This is a genomic window from Novosphingobium sp. FW305-C-30-35, from assembly GCF_058783135.1.
In genome coordinates this window covers 217,860-234,219 of record NZ_JBYSYJ010000001.1, presented here as the reverse complement: position 1 = coordinate 234,219, position 16,360 = coordinate 217,860, and the positions used below count along the sequence as shown (strand labels likewise).

Below are 16,360 nucleotides of genomic sequence, written 5' to 3'. Positions count from 1 at the left end.
GGTCAGTCTGCCCGGATGGCGGCGTCGATCTCGCTGTCCGGGTACTTGCGCTTGTGGCGGACCGACCACCACAGCGACAGTCCGATAAGGGCTGCGCCGATCAGGCCGGTGATCGTTTCGGGAATATGGAACTTCGCGGACAGCAGCATGATCGCTCCGAGCGCGATGATCGCCCAGAACGCGCCATGCTCGAGGTAGCGGTATTCCGAGAGGGTGCCCTTCTTTACCAGCATGATCGTCATCGAACGGACGAACATTGCGCCGATCGACAGGCCGAGCGCGATGATGACCATGTTGTTGGACAGGGCGAATGCGCCGATCACGCCGTCGAAACTGAATGATGCGTCAAGCACGTTGAGGTAGAGGAAACCGCCAAGGCCCGAGCGCACCACCACGCCTGCGGCCTTTTGTGCCTCGTCGCGCATCTCGAGGATGGTGCCCAGCGCCTCGACGGCGATGAAAGTCACCAGGCCAAGCACGCCCGAGACGATGAATGTCAGGGCTTCGGCTTCAGGCAGCATCAGGGAGATGCCATAAATTCCGAGCAGCAGCAGCGCGATCTCGGCAGCCTTGACGTTGGAGACGACGGCGAGCTTTTCCTCGACCCAGCGGATCCAGTGCACTTCCTTTTCGCCATCGAAGAAGAAGCTCAGGCCAACCATTGCAAGGAACGCGCCGCCAAAACCGGCAATGCCAACGTGCGCGCTGCTGACGATCTCTTCATAGCGCTTGGGATCGTTCAGGGAGAGGTTCAAGGCCTCTACCGGCCCCAATCCCGCTGCAATCGCCACGATGGCCAGCGGAAATACGATGCGCATGCCGAACACGGCGATGATCATGCCCCAGGTCAGGAAGCGCTTCTGCCAGATTTCGTCCATTTCCTCGAGCACGGCCGCGTTGACCACCGCGTTGTCGAACGACAGCGAGATTTCGAGGATGGAAAGGACGAACACGATCCATAGCAGGGACATGGTGCCACTGGCGGTGCCGGTCTGCATCCAGCCATAGGCGACGGCCAATGCCAGGCAGACCAGCGTGAAAAGGATCGAACCCTTGTAGAAGCGGAGCAAGCGGAATTCCCTTGTTGGCGTGTCGCGGCGCGTTACTTCGGCTGATAGGTCTGTTCAATACCGGGGAACGCGCGAGAGCGCACTTCGGCAGCATAGCGGGCGGCTGCGCCGGAGATGGTCTCGGCGATATTCTCGTAGATCTTCACGAAGCGCGGCACCCGCTCGAACATGCCGAGCATGTCCTCGGTCACCAGCACCTGTCCGTCACACTGCGCCGATGCGCCGATGCCGATGGTGGGGCAGGGCACGGCCTGCGTGATGGCGATGGCGATGGGTTCGACCACGCCCTCGATCACGATGGCAAAGGCGCCGGCTTCGGCCAGCGCCTGCGCATCGCCGACGATCTTGGCGGCTTCGGCTTCGCTGCGACCACGCGCGTTGTAGCCGCCGAGCACGTTGACCGCCTGCGGGGTCAGGCCAACGTGACCCATCACCGGGATGCCGCGTCTGGTCAGGAAGGCGACGGTTTCGGCCATGGCTTCCCCGCCCTCGAGCTTGACCGCGGCACAACCGGTCTCCTTGAGGAGCCTTGAGGCGCTTTCGAATGCCTGCTGCGGCGAGGCTTCGTAGGAACCGAACGGCATGTCGACCACGACAGCGGCATGGTAGGATCCGCGCACCACCGCTGCGCCGTGGGCGGCCATCATGTCGAGCGTGACCGGCACCGAGGAGGGCAAGCCATAGATCACCTGGCCCAGCGAATCCCCCACCAGCAGCAGGTCGCAATGAGCGTCGAGCAGCTGCGCCTGCCGCGCGGTATAGGCGGTGAGCATGACGACCGGTTCCTTCGTCACGCCATCCTTCTTGCGCTGGCGGATCGCCGGGATCGTCAGCCGTTTCATCGGTGCGGGCGTAGGGTTCGCGCGGCTGGTGGCGGTGTCGAGCTGGAAGGTCGTGGACATCGTTGCGCATCCTCTGAAGCGGGCAGATGCTTCTACTTGCTTGTCGAAAACCCGCAAGGTGGCCCGATGTGTGGCACATCTTTGATGCAAGTCTGGGGAAAAATGGCTTGCGCGAAAGGACGTTCCCGCTAGCGTTGCGCGCCATAACCTGGTTTCCGGCGCAACCGTTTTGGTTTCAGGTGCCGGACCAAGGCGGGAGAATTTCATGTTCGGTCGCGTCAAACCGCTCGACGCCATTCTAGCAACTGCTGAAAAGAAATCGTTGCATCGCTCGCTGGGAGCCTTCCAGCTTACCATGCTCGGCGTTGGTGCTGTCATCGGCACCGGGATCTTCGTGCTGACGGCCGAGGCCGCGCAGAAGGCTGGCCCCGGGATGATGATCAGCTTCATCATCGCCGGCTTCGTCTGCGCCGTAGCGGCATTGTGTTACGCCGAGATGGCGTCGATGGTCCCGGTTTCGGGCTCTGCCTACACTTACAGCTACGCCGTGATGGGTGAACTTATCGCGTGGATGGTAGGTTGGGCACTTATTCTCGAGTATGCCGTGGCGGCAGGTGCGGTCAGCGTGGGCTGGTCTGGCTATGTCGTCGGGCTGATCGAGAACGCCTTCAGCATAGACATACCTGACCTTCTGGTGCGCGGGCCCTATGATGGCGGCGTGGTGAACCTTCCCGCGATGCTGATTGCCGGGCTCGTCACCTGGCTGCTGGTGATCGGCACCAAGGAAAGCGCCTCGGTCAACGCGGTGCTGGTGGCGATCAAGGTTTCGGCGCTCACCCTGTTCATCATTCTGGCCGTGCCTGTGATGAAGATGGAAAACTTCGAGCCCTTCGCACCGCTCGGCTTCAGTGGGATCGGCGCGGCTGCGGCCTCGATCTTTTTCGCCTACGTTGGCTTCGACGCTGTCTCGACAGCGGCGGAGGAGACGAAGAACCCGCAACGCAACATGCCGATCGGCCTGATCGGTAGCCTTGCAATCTGCACCGTGTTCTACTTGCTGGTTGCAGCGGGCGTGATCGGTTCGGTCGGCGCACAGCCTGTGCTTGACGCCAACGGTCTTGGTATGGAGCCGGGGAGCCGGGAACTTGCTGCGCAGTGCATGGCCATGGGCGATCAGGCTGTCGTCTGCTCGAAGGAAGCGCTGGCATGGACGCTGCGTGAAATCGGTTGGCCTCAGATCGGCAACCTGATTGGCCTTGCCGCTGGTCTTGCCTTGCCGTCGGTCATCCTGATGATGATGTTCGGCCAGACCCGCATCTTCTTCGTGATGAGCCGCGACGGTCTGCTGCCTGCTTCGTTCTCGAAGATTCATCCGCGTTACAACACGCCACACGTGATCACGATCATTACTGGCGTTTTCGTGGCGCTGTTCGCGGCGTTCTTCCCGGTCGGGCTGCTCGCCAACATTTCGAACTCGGGCACGCTGTTCGCCTTTGCCGCCGTGTCCATCGCGGTTCTGGTGATCCGTCGCCGCGAACCGGGCCGTCATCGGCCGTTCCGTACTCCGGCGATCTACCTGACTTCGCCGCTGGCGTTCGCAGGTTGCCTTTACCTGTTTTACAAGCTCGACGCGAAGAGCCAGCTGCTGTTCGTAATCTGGGCTGCGGTCGGGCTGGTGGTCTATTATGCTTACAGCCGCAGCCGCAGCCACGTGGGCCGCGGTTCGGTCGAAGTGCACGAAGCTGACGCTGACGCACCGCCGCAGCCGGTGCCGCCGATCGACTGATCCTTTGCTTCGAGCAAATGACAAGGGCCGCTCCTTCCGGGGCGGCCCTTTTCGTTTTGTCGATGGAACGACTTAGAGTTGGGTGTCGGTGTAGCCGCCCTTGACGTCGTTGGTGACGTCCATGCCCAGCGCCATCTTTGCGGTTCCGATCAGGCCCATTTCGCCAGCCCAGATCGATGCATCTCCCAGGTTCATGCGCATGAACAGCAGGTTGGGCGAATCCGGCCCGCCGGGAAACCAGGCCTCGACAAAGTTGTTCCAGTGCTTCTCCAGTACGGCGCGATCGGTTTCCTCGACCAGCATGCCGTGGAAGCGGGCGAACACGTCGTGTCCCTTTGAAGAGAACGTGGCGGTGGCGCCGCCCATCTTGGCGAAGCGATTGTCACGGCTCGTGAAGAACCAGATCGCACTGTTGGCGTCCTTGTCGAGCTGCGCGGTCATGGGCGCGGCCGAATCCGGATCGTTGTCGAGCTGGAGCATGACATATGGCGACGACGACATCGCCTTCCAGAATTTTTCGCGCAGCTCTTCGGGATTGCCCTGATCGTACTTCATCGCTGGAATGTCCTTTGCTTGTCGGCAGTTGCCTGATGAACGGGACGAGGCGGGTGAGGTTCCCCCCAGGTTTTTCCCCAAGGCTGTGCACAAAAGGGAAAGGATGCATGGATTGCGCGTTCCTCAAAATAGAACATAATAAGAACAAAGGAACGAATCGCATGATCGAACACGCCCCTATCCGCGATCCAGTCGCAGCCCTCGGCACTCTTGCTCCAGGCCTTGTGCGCGGTATCGGCGCGTCGGACCGGACGCATCGTTGGACACCGGGATTGGCCCTCGATTGCCCCCATGTCGAACTGTTCGCGCGGGCCCGCGATGCCTGCGGGGCAGGAATGGCGCTGGCAATGGCCCGCGATGCCTTGCGCCAGCAGCGCGCCGCAGAGCTGCACGATCGCCGCCCCTTCCTGTGGGTGCAGGACAAGGCGGCGCTGCGTCTTTCCGGCAGGCCTTACCTGCCCGGTCTGGCGGCCGACTTGCGCCATCGCCTTGTCCACGTTGCCGCCGCCACGCCCGAAGATGCCCTCTTCGCGCTGGAAGAGGGCTTGCGCTGCCACGATATGGCTTTCGTGATTGGCGAGATTGCAGGCAATCCTCGCGCCCTCGATTTCACCGCGTCGCGCCGCCTCAGCCTCGCGGCGGAAAAGCATGGCGTGCCGTTATGGCTGGTCCGGCTCGATGCCAGGCGCGATCTCGGCGCAGCGCGAATGCGCTGGGAGATTGCGCCCGCGCCTTCGCCACGCCCGCGCTGGAATGCCCATGCGCCGGGCATCGCCACATGGCGGGCCGATCTGTTTCGTGCCCACACCTTCCACCCCGGACAATGGATCTTGTGCGATGACGACGCTCTCCTCGTCGCCGAACCCTTCACGCCGGATCATGGCGATCTGGTGCACGAATCTGGCGATCGATCGCTGGCGACTGGTTGAGGGGCTGGCTCACGGAGAAGGGCTCGACGCCACCCCGCTCGCTCTGATCGAAGATACCGCCCACGGCCCGCGCATTGCTGCCGCCAACGCTGCTGCCCATGCCGCGGGGGCTGTGCCGTCAATGCGCCTCACCGATGCGCGTACGCTCTGTCCCGCGCTCGCCGTGCGCCCCGCTGATGCTGCGGGCGACCTCGCCTTTCTTGAAAACCTTGCCCTGTGGGCGCAACGCTGGGGGCCATGGAGCGCGCTTGATCCCCCCGATGGCCTGCTCGTCGACACCAGCGGCGTGGCTCACCTGTTCGGCGGCGAGCAAGCCCTGATCGCTGACACGTTGGCCCTGCTGAACAAGCGTGGTTTGACGGCCCGTGCTGCGCTCGCCCCCACTGCAGGCGCGGCTTGGGCGCTTGCGCGGCACGGACCTGTGGCTGCAATCCAGCCCCCAGAGGCAGACCCACGCACATTCCTCGCCGATCTGCCCGTAGCCGCCTTGCGTCTTGATGCCGATGTGATCCTGCTGCTGCGCCGGCTCGGCCTCAAGCGATTGGGTCAGATCGAAGGCCTGACGCGCGAGAACCTCGCCCGTCGCTTCCGCAACCACCGATCGGCTGCAGCGAACCCGCTGTTGCGGCTTGATCAGATCTTCGGTTTGCGGCCCGAACCGCTGCTGCCTGTCGTGGGCGTGCCCGCCCCGATGGTTCAGCGCCGTCTGATGGAACCGATCCGCCACCGCACTCTGCTCGATCGCGTGGTCGAGGACCTCGCTGCCGACTTGGCGCGCTTGCTCGAAGGACTGGGGCAGGGCGCACGTCGCCTCGAGCTCGGAATGTGGAAGGTCGATGGCGAGGTCATGGTGCGGCGGCTCGAGATGGCCGCCGCCTCGCGCGATCCGGCCCATATCTGCCGCCTGTTTGCCGCGCGGCTCGATGATCTCGATGCCGGATTCGGGATAGAACTCGTGCGCCTGCGCGTGCCATGGGCCGAACCCCTGAATCTGTCCCAGGCCGATCTCGATGCCGCGGCTGAGCGCCATGGTACCAGCCTTGCCGCCTGTATCGATCGCCTGACCGTACGGCTCGGGCCAGAAGCGGTGCGCCGCCCGGTCGTTCATGGCAGCCATGTGCCTGAACGCGCCCAGCGCTGGCAGCCTCCACTGGCAGATATGCCATCTTCACAGGAAGAATTGCGTTTTCATCACAGGCCGCTGAAAATATTGGATAAACCGGAGTCGGTTGCGGTTATTTATGAAACTCCGGACGGTCTACCCCGCCAGTTTCAATGGCGCGGCCAGTTGCACAAGGTCGTCCGCGCCGAGGGGCCTGAACGCATTGCCCCCGAATGGTGGCGCGAACGCTCTACCGTGCGCTTGCGGGATTACTACCGGATCGAGGACGAAGCCGGCCGCCGTTACTGGATCTATCGCCACGGCGTGATCGGCGATGGCCGCGGCGGAGCCCCCGAATGGTTCATCCAGGGGCTCTTTGCCTGAAGTATCAGATCGATGGTGCCACGATGGTCTGTGCCGTCAGCGTATCGATCACTTCCTGCGGCATGGTCTCTGCGGGACGACCGGAAACAAAATCGAGCAGGTCCTTGGTCAGACGCTCGGTCTGCGTTGCAAAGAGGCCATGCAGCTCGCCGTCGTACTCGATCAGCGTCGCGTGCGGCACGGCCCTGGCCACGGCGCGTCCGGTTGCCTCGATCGGTACAGTGGCGTCCGAAGTCCCGTGGATCACCAGCGTCGGCACGCTGAACGAGGGCAGGTCACCCCGGAAATCGGTGGTGGCAAAAGCCTTCGCCGAAAGCAGCGTGGGCCTCAGGCCTGCCTGCATGGCGGTCGCCCAGGACAGCTTCAGCGTCTCGTCGCTGACCGGCTTGCTCAGCATGCCCACGCCATAGAAATCGCGGAAGAAGCCGGTGAAAAATTTCGCACGGTCCTCCAGCATGCCTTCGGTCATCTCATCGAACGTCGATTGCGGCACGCCCTCGGGATTGTCGTCGGTCTGGAGCATGTAGGGCACGACCGATGACACCAGCGCCACGCGCGAAACGCCCTGCCCGCCATAGCGCGACATGTAGCGCGCGATCTCGCCACCGCCCATCGAGAATCCGACCAGAGCCGCGCCGTTATTGGCATTCATTGCTGCCATGACGTCAGCCAGATCGTCGGCAAAGGTATCGTAGTCATAGCCATCCGAAGGCTGGTCCGACCGTCCGAACCCGCGCCGGTCATAGGCAATCGCACGGAAGCCTTCATCGGCCAGTGCGTTGCTCACCGGGTCCCAGCTGTCGCCAGAGAGTGGCCAGCCATGGATCAGCACCACCGGCGGCCCATCGCCCCACGACTTGGCATAAAGGCGGGTCCCATCCCGGGTCTCGATCATCGGCATCAAACTGTCTCCTCAGGCCCCGCCCGTGTGGTGCCTGAACGGCTCGTCCCGTTTCGCGTTCCGATGCCCGTCTGCCCACAGGTACGGGCTGGCACTGGAGGCTGAAAGAACATATAAGGAACGAATGTCGCAGCTTACCGTTCTCGAACGCCTCGAAATCCTGGCCGATGCCGCAAAGTACGATGCCTCCTGCGCCTCGTCGGGCACCACCAAGCGCAACAGCAAGGGCGGAAAAGGCATCGGGTCGACCGAGGGCATGGGCATCTGCCACGCCTATGCGCCCGATGGTCGCTGCATCTCGCTGCTCAAGATCCTGCTGACCAATCACTGTGTGTTCGATTGCCATTACTGCGTGAACCGCAAGAGTTCGAACACCCGCCGCGCGCGCTTTACCCCGCAGGAGGTGGTGGACCTGACCCTGTCGTTCTACCGCCGCAACTATATCGAAGGCCTGTTTCTCTCCTCCGGCATCGTCAAAAGCTCCAGCCACACCATGGAGCAGTTGATAGAAGTCGCCCGTATCCTTCGCGAAGAACACGATTTTCGGGGTTATATCCACCTCAAGACGATTCCCGAAGCCGATCCCGAGCTGGTCGCCCAGGCCGGGCTCTATGCCGATCGCGTCTCGATCAACGTCGAGTTGCCAACGGTAGCCGGCCTGACCCGCCTCGCGCCCGACAAGTCCGCACCGCAGATCGAAGGGGCCATGGGGTCGCTGAAGGAAGCGATTGTCGAGGCCAAGGACGCCCGCAAGCGCTTCCGCCATGCGCCGAAATTCGCCCCCGCCGGCCAGTCCACCCAGATGATCGTCGGTGCCGATGCCGCGACCGATGCCGATATCGTCGGCCGCGCCAGCACGCTTTATGAGCGCTTCCGCCTGCGCCGCGTCTATTACTCAGCCTTCAGCCCGATCCCCGACGCCAGCGCAGTCCTGCCGCTGAAGCGTCCGCCCTTGATGCGCGAACATCGGCTCTATCAGTCCGACTGGCTGATGCGCTTCTACGGCTTTGCCCCGCACGAGGTGCAGCAGGCCGCCGGCAACGATGGCATGCTTCCGCTCGACATCGACCCCAAGCTCGCCTGGGCCTTGCGCTTTCGCGGAGATTTCCCGGTCGACGTCAACCGTGCCCCGCGCGAGAAGCTGCTGCGCGTGCCGGGCTTGGGCGTGAAAGCCGTCAACGCGCTCGTCGCCGCGCGCCGCCAACGCCGCCTGCGTCTCGCCGATGTCGGCAAGCTTACCGTCTCCATTGCCAAAGTGCGTCCGTTCATCGTCACCGAGGATTGGCGGCCGGTCATGCTGACCGACCGGGCAGATCTGCACAGCCTTCTGGTACCCGCGACCAAGCCTGCCCAGATGGAACTCTTCGCATGAAGCCGTTCCGCGACATGCGCCTGGCCGAAGCGTTCCGGATCCAGCTTGCCGCGCCCGATGATTTCGAAGGCTGGCGTGATGCTGCCCGTCGCATGGTCCGCGCTGATGTGCCGCCAGACCGGATCACCTGGGAATCGCCGGCCGATCCGGGAGCGGACCTGTTCGCCCAAGGGGACCGTCGCCTGCCGTCGCCCCCTGCCGATGCCCCGCAACCGCGCGTTTCACGAGACTTCCTGCAGCTTGCCCAAAGCGTGATCCTTCATTCTGATTCAACGCGTTTTTCCCTGCTCTATCGCGTGCTATGGCGCCTGCAGTCCCGCCCGCGCCTTATGGAAGACAAGGCCGATCCTGACGTTCGCTCGATGGAGGATCTGGCGCGGCAGGTCCGGCGCGACATCCACAAGATGCGCGCCTTCGTCCGCTTCCGCAGCGTCGAGGGTGAGGGGAGCGAGCGCTATGTCGCCTGGTTCGAGCCCGAGCATCATATCCTGCGCGCCAACGCCGGGTTCTTCGTGCGCCGCTTCACCACCATGCGCTGGTCGATCCTCACCCCGCGCGGTACCCTGCACTGGGATGGCGAGGCGCTGCAGGAAGGCCCGCCGGCTACCCGGGCCGATGCTCCCTCTGGCGATCCGGTCGAGGCCCTGTGGCGGAAGTATTATGCGTCGATCTTCAATCCTGCGCGTTTGAAGGTCGGGGCCATGCTCAAGGAAATGCCCCGCAAGTACTGGAAGAACATGCCGGAGGCGGCGCTCATCCCCGAGTTGATCGCCGGAGCGCAGGCACGCGAGGCACAGATGGTGAAGGCGGGCGAACAGGACTTCGGCGAACGGCCGCAAAGCCTTGGCGCGATTGGCGAAGCGATCCTCGGCTGCCGCCGCTGCGAGATCGGCTGCAACGGCACCCGGGCAGTCATGGGCGAAGGGCCCTCATCCGCCGCACTCATGATCGTGGGCGAGCAGCCGGGCGATACCGAAGAGGAGCAGGGCCGTCCGTTCATCGGTCCGGCCGGCCGCCTGCTGCGTTCGCATCTCGAAGAAGCAGGCATTTCGGACGAACGCACTTACGTCACCAACGCGGTCAAACACTTCAAGTTTGTCCCCCGCGGCAAACGCCGCCTCCACCAGAGTCCCACCGCCAAGGAAATCGACATCTGCCGCTGGTGGCTTGATGGCGAGCGCGCGCTGGTCCAGCCCCGGCTCATTCTCGCCTTGGGCGCAAGCGCGGCACGCAGCCTTCTCGGCAAAACAGTCAGCGTGCAAAAAGTGCGAGGCGAACCTCAGGCGCTGGCAGATGGCAGCGAGCTGTGGATCACCACGCACCCCAGCTATCTGCTGCGTCTGCACGATCACGGTCGTGCCGAGGAAGAGGCAAAGTTTGCCAAAGACTTGCGCAAGGTAGCGCAGAGGCTTTCGGAACTATCGGCATAAATCATGCCCGAACAGCCGCTGACACCGCGCCGCCGCCATGTCGAACCGGTGGACGAGGGCGACCTGCCGCCGGCACCGTTCGTGGAACTGGGCCTGGCGACCTGCTTTTCGTTCCTGCGTGGCGCGTCGGACGCGATCGATCTCGTCACCACGGCACGTGCCTTGGGATACGATGCTCTTGGCATTGCCGACGCCAATACCATGGCTGGCGTGGTGCGCCTGCATACCGAGGCCGAGGCTGCGCGGCTACGTCCGGTTATCGGTTGCCGGATCGAAACCGTCGAAGACCTTGTCTTTCTGGCCTATCCGCAGGACCGCGCCGCGTACGGCCGGCTGTGTCGGCTCATCTCCGAAGGGCGAATGCGCACGCTCACCGGAGAGTGGCAGGCGAAAGGCACCTGCGAGATCGATCTGCCCATGCTGGCAGCCCATGCCGAGGGCATCCACCTGATCCTCGTGCCGCCTGCTGATCTGGATCAGATGTTTACGGTGGAAAGCGAAAGCAATGTCTATGCTTTTCCGGGAGCAGAGTCCCCAGCTCTTCCACAGGTCAGGAACAGCCTTTCCCTGCCTTTTCCCGACTTTCTCCCCCGGCTTGTCCACAGCTTGCCGACCATGCGCCATCTGGCTGCAAGCTACCTTTACGTCGGCGACGACATCGCCCGGATCGAAAGGTTGAACGGTCTGGCACGGAGCAATGGCCTCGGCCTGCTGGCTACCAACGAAGTGCTCTACGCGACACCAAACCGCCGTCCGCTTCAAGACGTGATGACGGCAATCCGCCACAAGACCACCGTTGCCAAGGCCGGGCACTTGCTCCAACCCAATGCCGAACGGCACCTGAAATCTCCGCAGGATATGGTGCGCCTGTTCGAACGCTGGCCCGATGCGATCGCAGCGACGCGCAATCTGGCGGACTCCTGCCAGTTCAATCTCAGGGAGTTGCGCTACGAATACCCCGAGGAGATCTGCCCGGAGGGCCACGATCCGCAATCCTGGCTGGAGATGCAAACCTGGGAAGGGGCACGCGGACGCTATCCCGAAGGCGTGCCCGATGGCGTGGGTGAAACCTTGCGTCGCGAACTTGACCTCATCGGCAAGCTGAACCTCGCAACCTACTTTCTGACCATCAAGGATATTGTTGATTTTGCCCGTAATTGTGATCCACCCATCCTGTGCCAAGGGCGTGGTTCAGCTGCCAATTCCGCGGTCTGTTACTGCCTCGGCATCACTGCCGTTGATCCCGCCAAGCATGCGTTGCTGTTCGATCGCTTCATCTCCGAAGAGCGCAAGGAGCCGCCTGATATCGACGTCGATTTCGAGCATGAGCGACGCGAAGAGGTCATCCAGTATATCTACCGCCGTTTCGGTCGCACCCGAGCAGGCCTCTGCGCGACGGTCATTCACTACCGGCCGCGCATGGCGATCCGCGAGGTAGGCAAGGCCATGGGCCTTTCCGAAGACGTGACCAGCGCGCTCGCTCGCACTGTCTGGGGCAGCTGGGGTACCGAAGTCGGCGAGAAGAATGTCAACGAAAGCGGGTTGGACGGCACCGATCCCTACCTCAGGCGCGTGATCAGCATAGCCCAGCAAATGATTGGAATGCCCCGCCATCTTTCCCAGCATGTTGGCGGCTTCATCCTGACACAAGGGCCACTGACGGAAACAGTACCGATCGGCAATGGCGCGATGGCCAATCGCAGCTTCATCGAATGGGACAAGGATGACATCGACGCGCTTGGCATCCTCAAGGTCGATGTGCTCGCGCTCGGCATGCTCACCTGCATCCGCAAGTGCCTTGATCTGCTGGGTGCGCACCATGGCCGTGATCTGACGCTGGCCACAGTCCCGCGCGAGGATCCGGCGGTCTACGACATGTTGTGCAAGGGGGATTCTCTTGGCGTGTTCCAGGTGGAAAGCCGTGCGCAGATGAACATGCTGCCGCGCTTGCGGCCGCGGCAGTTCTACGATCTCGTGATTCAGGTTGCCATTGTCCGCCCGGGGCCGATCCAGGGCGACATGGTCCACCCCTATCTCAAACGCAGGCGGGGAGAGGAGAAGGTGGAGATACCTGCGCCCGGCCCAGAACATGGCCCTGCAGATGAACTGAGTTCGATTCTCAACCGCACCCTAGGCGTTCCGATCTTCCAGGAGCAGGCGATGAAGATTGCGCTCGATGCAGCGAAGTTCTCGAGCCTTGAAGCCAATCGCCTGCGTAAGGCCATGGCCACCTTCCGTTCGCGAGGGATGGTGCACGAACTTGAGGACATGATGGTCGGCCGCATGGTTGAGCGCGGCTATGATCCCGATTTTGCCGAACGCTGTTTCAACCAGATCAAGGGCTTCGGCGAGTACGGCTTTCCCGAAAGCCACGCCGCCAGCTTCGCCCACCTCGTCTACGTTTCGTCATGGCTCAAGTGCCACTATCCGGCGGCCTTTGCCTGTGCCCTGCTCAATTCGCAGCCGATGGGTTTCTACGCGCCCGCACAGATCGTGGGCGATGCGGCCCGGCATGGCGTGCCGGTGCTGCCGGTCGATGTGAACCACTCGGACTGGGACTGTACGCTGGAGCAGGGGGGAGGCGCGCTCCGCCTTGGCTTCAGGCAGATCGATGGCTTTCCCGAACATGCGGCTGCCATGCTCGTCGCGGCGAGGGGCGCGGGCGGGGCCTTCACCGATGCGGCCAGCCTCAAGGAGCGGGCCGGGCTGTCTCCGGCAGTGGTTGAGCGGCTTGCCGCAGCCGATGCACTGGGCTCGCTTGGCCTGTCGCGCAGGCAGGCGCTGTGGGATGCCCGCAGCCTTGTCGCGCCCAAGGAACTGCCGCTGTTTGCCGCCATGACGTCACGTTCGGAAGGCGAGGAGCGTACCCGCGCCGTGCTGCCGATGATGCCGCTGTCGGAAGAGGTCGTGGCTGATTACCAGACGCATCGCCTGTCGCTGAAGGCGCACCCACTGGCTTTCCTGAGACCGATGCTGGGCGAGCGTGGCTTCGTGCGGGCGGCAGACCTCAGGAGCCACAAGTATCGCGCAACGGTGCAGGTGGCCGGCGTAGTTCTGGTGCGCCAGCGCCCCGGTAGCGCCAAGGGCGTCTGCTTCATCACGCTCGAGGACGAGACCGGCGTGGTCAATCTGGTGATCTGGCCTGACCTTATGGAGAAGCAGCGCAAGGTCATCATGGGGGCACGGCTGATGGAAGTGCGTGGGCGGGTAGAGTACGACGACGAGGTCATCCATGTCATCGCCATGCACCTGACCGACGCCAGCGCCAGCCTGGATGCGCTGTCAGATGCCGACAAGCTGCTGCCGCCGATTGCGCGCGCGGACGAGTGCAACAGGCCGATCCCTGAAAGAGCCGGACCCGGTGCCCGCACGCACCCGCGTGACGTGAGGATCATCCCCAAGTCACGCGATTTTCATTAGAGGCGCAAGCTCAGGTACGCAGGCGCTCAATCCCCTGCGCCAGTGCGACATAGAGCTTGCCCATGTCGGACGAGAGCAACGTAACGCCCAGAGCGTTACCGTCACGCGTGGAAAGCAACTGGCGCAACATGGATTCGAAGTCGTGGATGTAGCGGTTCACGTGTTCGCGGAATTCGCTTTCGGCTTCATAATGCGCCTGAACCGCCTTTGCTTCGGCACTCTCCAGCAGCGAAACGGCGCGGCGCGTAAAGATGCCGCGGTCCCCGCGCAGGTACGATGCCCAAGCGGTTTCCGAGACATCCGTCGAAAGCGCCTTGGCGATGTCGATGGCTGACGAATTCAGCGATTCCGTGATCAAGGCGGCACGACGGGCAAAGTCGTTATCGACCTTTTCCTCTGCCTTTTCGCGAACCCGATCGACCCGCGCCTCCAGATTGCCGGCCAGTTCATCAACCTTGGCCAACTGGTCACGCATCTGGATTGCGGTGTCGCGACTTGCTGCCGCGGCAGCATCGATGGCTTCCTCCAGGCGACCGACAAGTTCGGCCGCGCGCCCCTGAAGCACGCGCGCAATGGCAGCGCTGCTCTGTTCGCCAAGCCTTTCGGCCAAGCCTTCGATTTCACCCGCAGTGCTGGCGCGCAGGTCTTCGCCAGCCTTGGCCGCAGCCTCGTTCAAGCTGCCAATTGCTCCCGAAAGCCGGCTCTCGATGTCACGCGAAAGCGCATCGCTTTCCGCGCGCACCCCTGCCAGCACCTCTCGCAACGCATCGAGTTGCTTCTCGCGCTCGGCCGCTTGCTCGGACAGTGTCTTCTGCGCCTTCTGCAATTCCTTGATCGTGCTGGAAACTTCATTGCGAGCAGACCCAACGGTTTCGGCCAGGCTGCGCCCACCGTCGCCTGCCTCGCGCAAGGTATCGCGCAAAGTGAACACGCGGTCCTCCAGACCCTTGAGCCCGGCCTCGGTGCTGCGCAGGGCTTCCGGAATCTGGGTGCGCGTGTGGTCGCCACCGGCCTGGATCAGTTCGAGAAGCCGTACGGCGGAGTCGGTCAATTCACCGATCTGCAGGTCCGTGCCCGAAAGCGCGTGGCGCATTTCACCCAACCGCGCATTAAGGTCAGCCATTGCTTGGTCGACCTGGGACGCTGTCTGCGCGCCTTGTTCACCAGAGTTGCGAAGTACTTCGGAGAAAGCACTGACCTTGCTTCCGATTTCCTCGCATCTGGAGGCGAGATTCTCCGCCTCGACAAGTTGGGTCCTGCGCTGTGCCTCGATCGCTTGGTCAAGCTCGGCCAGCTTGGACGCCAAAGCTTCGGCAGCAGAAGCGGCGGCTCGCTCCATCGCAGAGCGGCGCTCGGCAACGGCTTCGTCAATTTCCGCCAGACGCTTTTCGAGAGCCAGGCGTTGTTCCGCAGCGCCGGCTTCGGCAGATGCCTGCCTTCGCGCCAGCTGTTCGTCAAGGTCGCGGCCCTGGATTTCGAGCATTGCGGTGAGCGAACGCGCGGCCTCCTCGAAGCGTGCCAGACGTCCGGCCGAGTCCGCGATGAGTCCCTCGTGCGCCTCGCCGAGTTGGGCGAGAGTTTCCTTGAGGGATGCCGCATGCGCATCGCTCCGCTCCCGCCAAGCCGCAAGGGCAGCCTGCTCCGCATCGGCTGCCAGGGCTGCCTGATCGGCGCTGCGCTGCGTCAGCGCATCGAAGCGATTCTCGGCAAGAAGGCCGAGGTCTTCGGAAGCCTTGGCAAAGCCTTCAAGAGCACAGTCGACCCGGTCGCGAAACGACATGACCTGCCGTTCGCTCGCAAGGCCGAACTCGTTGAGGCGCTGAAAGCCCGAGACCAGTTCTTCAAGCTGCAGATGCGCGGTGCGTCCGGCATTGCCGATGTTGTTGGTTACGTCCTTGGCGGCATTGGCAATGACCGGCAGCTGTCCACGCAGCTTCTCCATGTTGTCGAGAGCGGCTGCTGAAACTTCGGCGATCCTGTCGATCTGCGTACCGTTCCTGCTGATCAGCCCATCAAGCTGTGAGGCGCTGCCCGAAAGGCGATCGACCGCAATCCGTCCCAGCGAATCGAGGTCGCGGCCTTGCGCGGCCATGAAGTCGCGGGCCAGCGCGAGTTCGGTGTTGATCGAGACGAGGCGCCTTTCAAGGTCGGCCGATTCGTTCGAAAGCAGACGCGCCGCATCGGCGAAGCGGGCCGCTTCCCGCCGGCTTGTACGCATGACCACCAGGAGCAGGACGAGCACAAGCAGGACAGGCACGCTCCATTGCGTTGACCACCATGCCCATTGCTGTGCGGACGCGGGTGCCGGCTGCGCAAGGATCACGGCCCATACGAAGAAAGCCGTCCAACCCGCGATCACCCCACCGGCCAGCAGGAGCACCGGCCAAGCCTTGTCAGGCGGAGGCATTTCAGAGCTATCCCAATCGCTTGCAGACGCTTTTTCAAGGAAAGCTGGAGGCACATATGCCAGACCGGGATCGTCGGGCGCAGTTGGCCCGGCCATGGTTGCCTCACCGGCGTCCTCATTGACGCCATCGATCGGAATGATCCGTCTTCCCCCGTTCATGAC

At 63.1% G+C, this 16,360-nt stretch carries 11 protein-coding genes; 6 read left to right on the top strand and 5 right to left on the bottom strand.

Going from position 1 to position 16,360, the window contains the following annotated elements:
* Positions 1-2: 2 nt before the first annotated feature.
* Positions 3-1,070 (bottom strand): DUF475 domain-containing protein, encoded by a 1,068-nt coding sequence (locus AC3WLM_RS01310; protein WP_062344439.1) that lies wholly within the window; start codon positions 1,068-1,070, stop codon positions 3-5.
* A gap of 32 nt (positions 1,071-1,102) precedes the next feature.
* The gene (gene panB / locus AC3WLM_RS01305) at positions 1,103-1,972 is read right to left on the bottom strand and encodes a 3-methyl-2-oxobutanoate hydroxymethyltransferase (RefSeq protein ID WP_039331074.1); all 870 of its coding nucleotides are present in this window, start codon (positions 1,970-1,972) and stop codon (positions 1,103-1,105) included.
* 205 nt (positions 1,973-2,177) lie between these two features.
* Here panB and AC3WLM_RS01300 point away from each other — a divergent pair, with 205 nt between their 5' ends.
* On the top strand, positions 2,178-3,698 hold the full coding sequence (locus AC3WLM_RS01300) for an amino acid permease (protein ID WP_039331072.1): 1,521 nt from the start codon (positions 2,178-2,180) through the stop codon (positions 3,696-3,698).
* A 72-nt stretch (positions 3,699-3,770) separates the two neighbouring features.
* Here the strand turns inward: AC3WLM_RS01300 and AC3WLM_RS01295 are convergent, their stop codons facing one another.
* Positions 3,771-4,253 carry a pyridoxamine 5'-phosphate oxidase family protein gene (locus AC3WLM_RS01295; protein ID WP_039331070.1) on the bottom strand — a complete coding sequence of 161 codons (483 nt, stop codon included), beginning with the start codon at positions 4,251-4,253 and terminating at the stop codon, positions 3,771-3,773.
* Positions 4,254-4,414: 161 nt separating this feature from the next.
* Between AC3WLM_RS01295 and AC3WLM_RS01290 the strand changes: the two genes are divergently transcribed.
* Positions 4,415-5,182 carry a hypothetical protein gene (locus AC3WLM_RS01290; protein WP_492476369.1) on the top strand — a complete coding sequence of 256 codons (768 nt, stop codon included), beginning with the start codon at positions 4,415-4,417 and terminating at the stop codon, positions 5,180-5,182.
* Complete coding sequence (locus AC3WLM_RS01285) at positions 5,091-6,668, top strand: DUF6504 family protein (protein WP_492476368.1); 1,578 nt, start codon at positions 5,091-5,093, stop codon at positions 6,666-6,668. Before AC3WLM_RS01290 ends, AC3WLM_RS01285 begins: the two co-directional genes overlap by 92 nt.
* Positions 6,669-6,672: 4 nt before the next feature.
* Here AC3WLM_RS01285 and AC3WLM_RS01280 read toward each other — a convergent pair whose 3' ends face one another.
* On the bottom strand, positions 6,673-7,569 hold the full coding sequence (locus AC3WLM_RS01280; protein WP_492476367.1) for an alpha/beta fold hydrolase: 897 nt from the start codon (positions 7,567-7,569) through the stop codon (positions 6,673-6,675).
* A gap of 124 nt (positions 7,570-7,693) precedes the next feature.
* Here AC3WLM_RS01280 and AC3WLM_RS01275 point away from each other — a divergent pair, with 124 nt between their 5' ends.
* Genes AC3WLM_RS01275 through AC3WLM_RS01265 form a run of 3 tightly spaced genes read left to right on the top strand, consistent with a single transcriptional unit; the run spans position 7,694 to position 13,791 of the window.
* Entirely contained in the window at positions 7,694-8,941 is a 1,248-nt protein-coding gene (locus AC3WLM_RS01275; protein ID WP_492476366.1) for a putative DNA modification/repair radical SAM protein, read from the top strand.
* Positions 8,938-10,371 (top strand): UdgX family uracil-DNA binding protein, encoded by a 1,434-nt coding sequence (locus AC3WLM_RS01270; protein WP_492476365.1) that lies wholly within the window; start codon positions 8,938-8,940, stop codon positions 10,369-10,371. Before AC3WLM_RS01275 ends, AC3WLM_RS01270 begins: the two co-directional genes overlap by 4 nt.
* A 3-nt stretch (positions 10,372-10,374) precedes the next feature.
* On the top strand, positions 10,375-13,791 hold the full coding sequence (locus AC3WLM_RS01265) for an error-prone DNA polymerase (RefSeq protein ID WP_492476364.1): 3,417 nt from the start codon (positions 10,375-10,377) through the stop codon (positions 13,789-13,791).
* A gap of 10 nt (positions 13,792-13,801) precedes the next feature.
* Here the strand turns inward: AC3WLM_RS01265 and AC3WLM_RS01260 are convergent, their stop codons facing one another.
* The gene (locus tag AC3WLM_RS01260; protein WP_492476363.1) at positions 13,802-16,198 is read right to left on the bottom strand and encodes a coiled-coil domain-containing protein; all 2,397 of its coding nucleotides are present in this window, start codon (positions 16,196-16,198) and stop codon (positions 13,802-13,804) included.
* Positions 16,199-16,360: the final 162 nt, after the last annotated feature.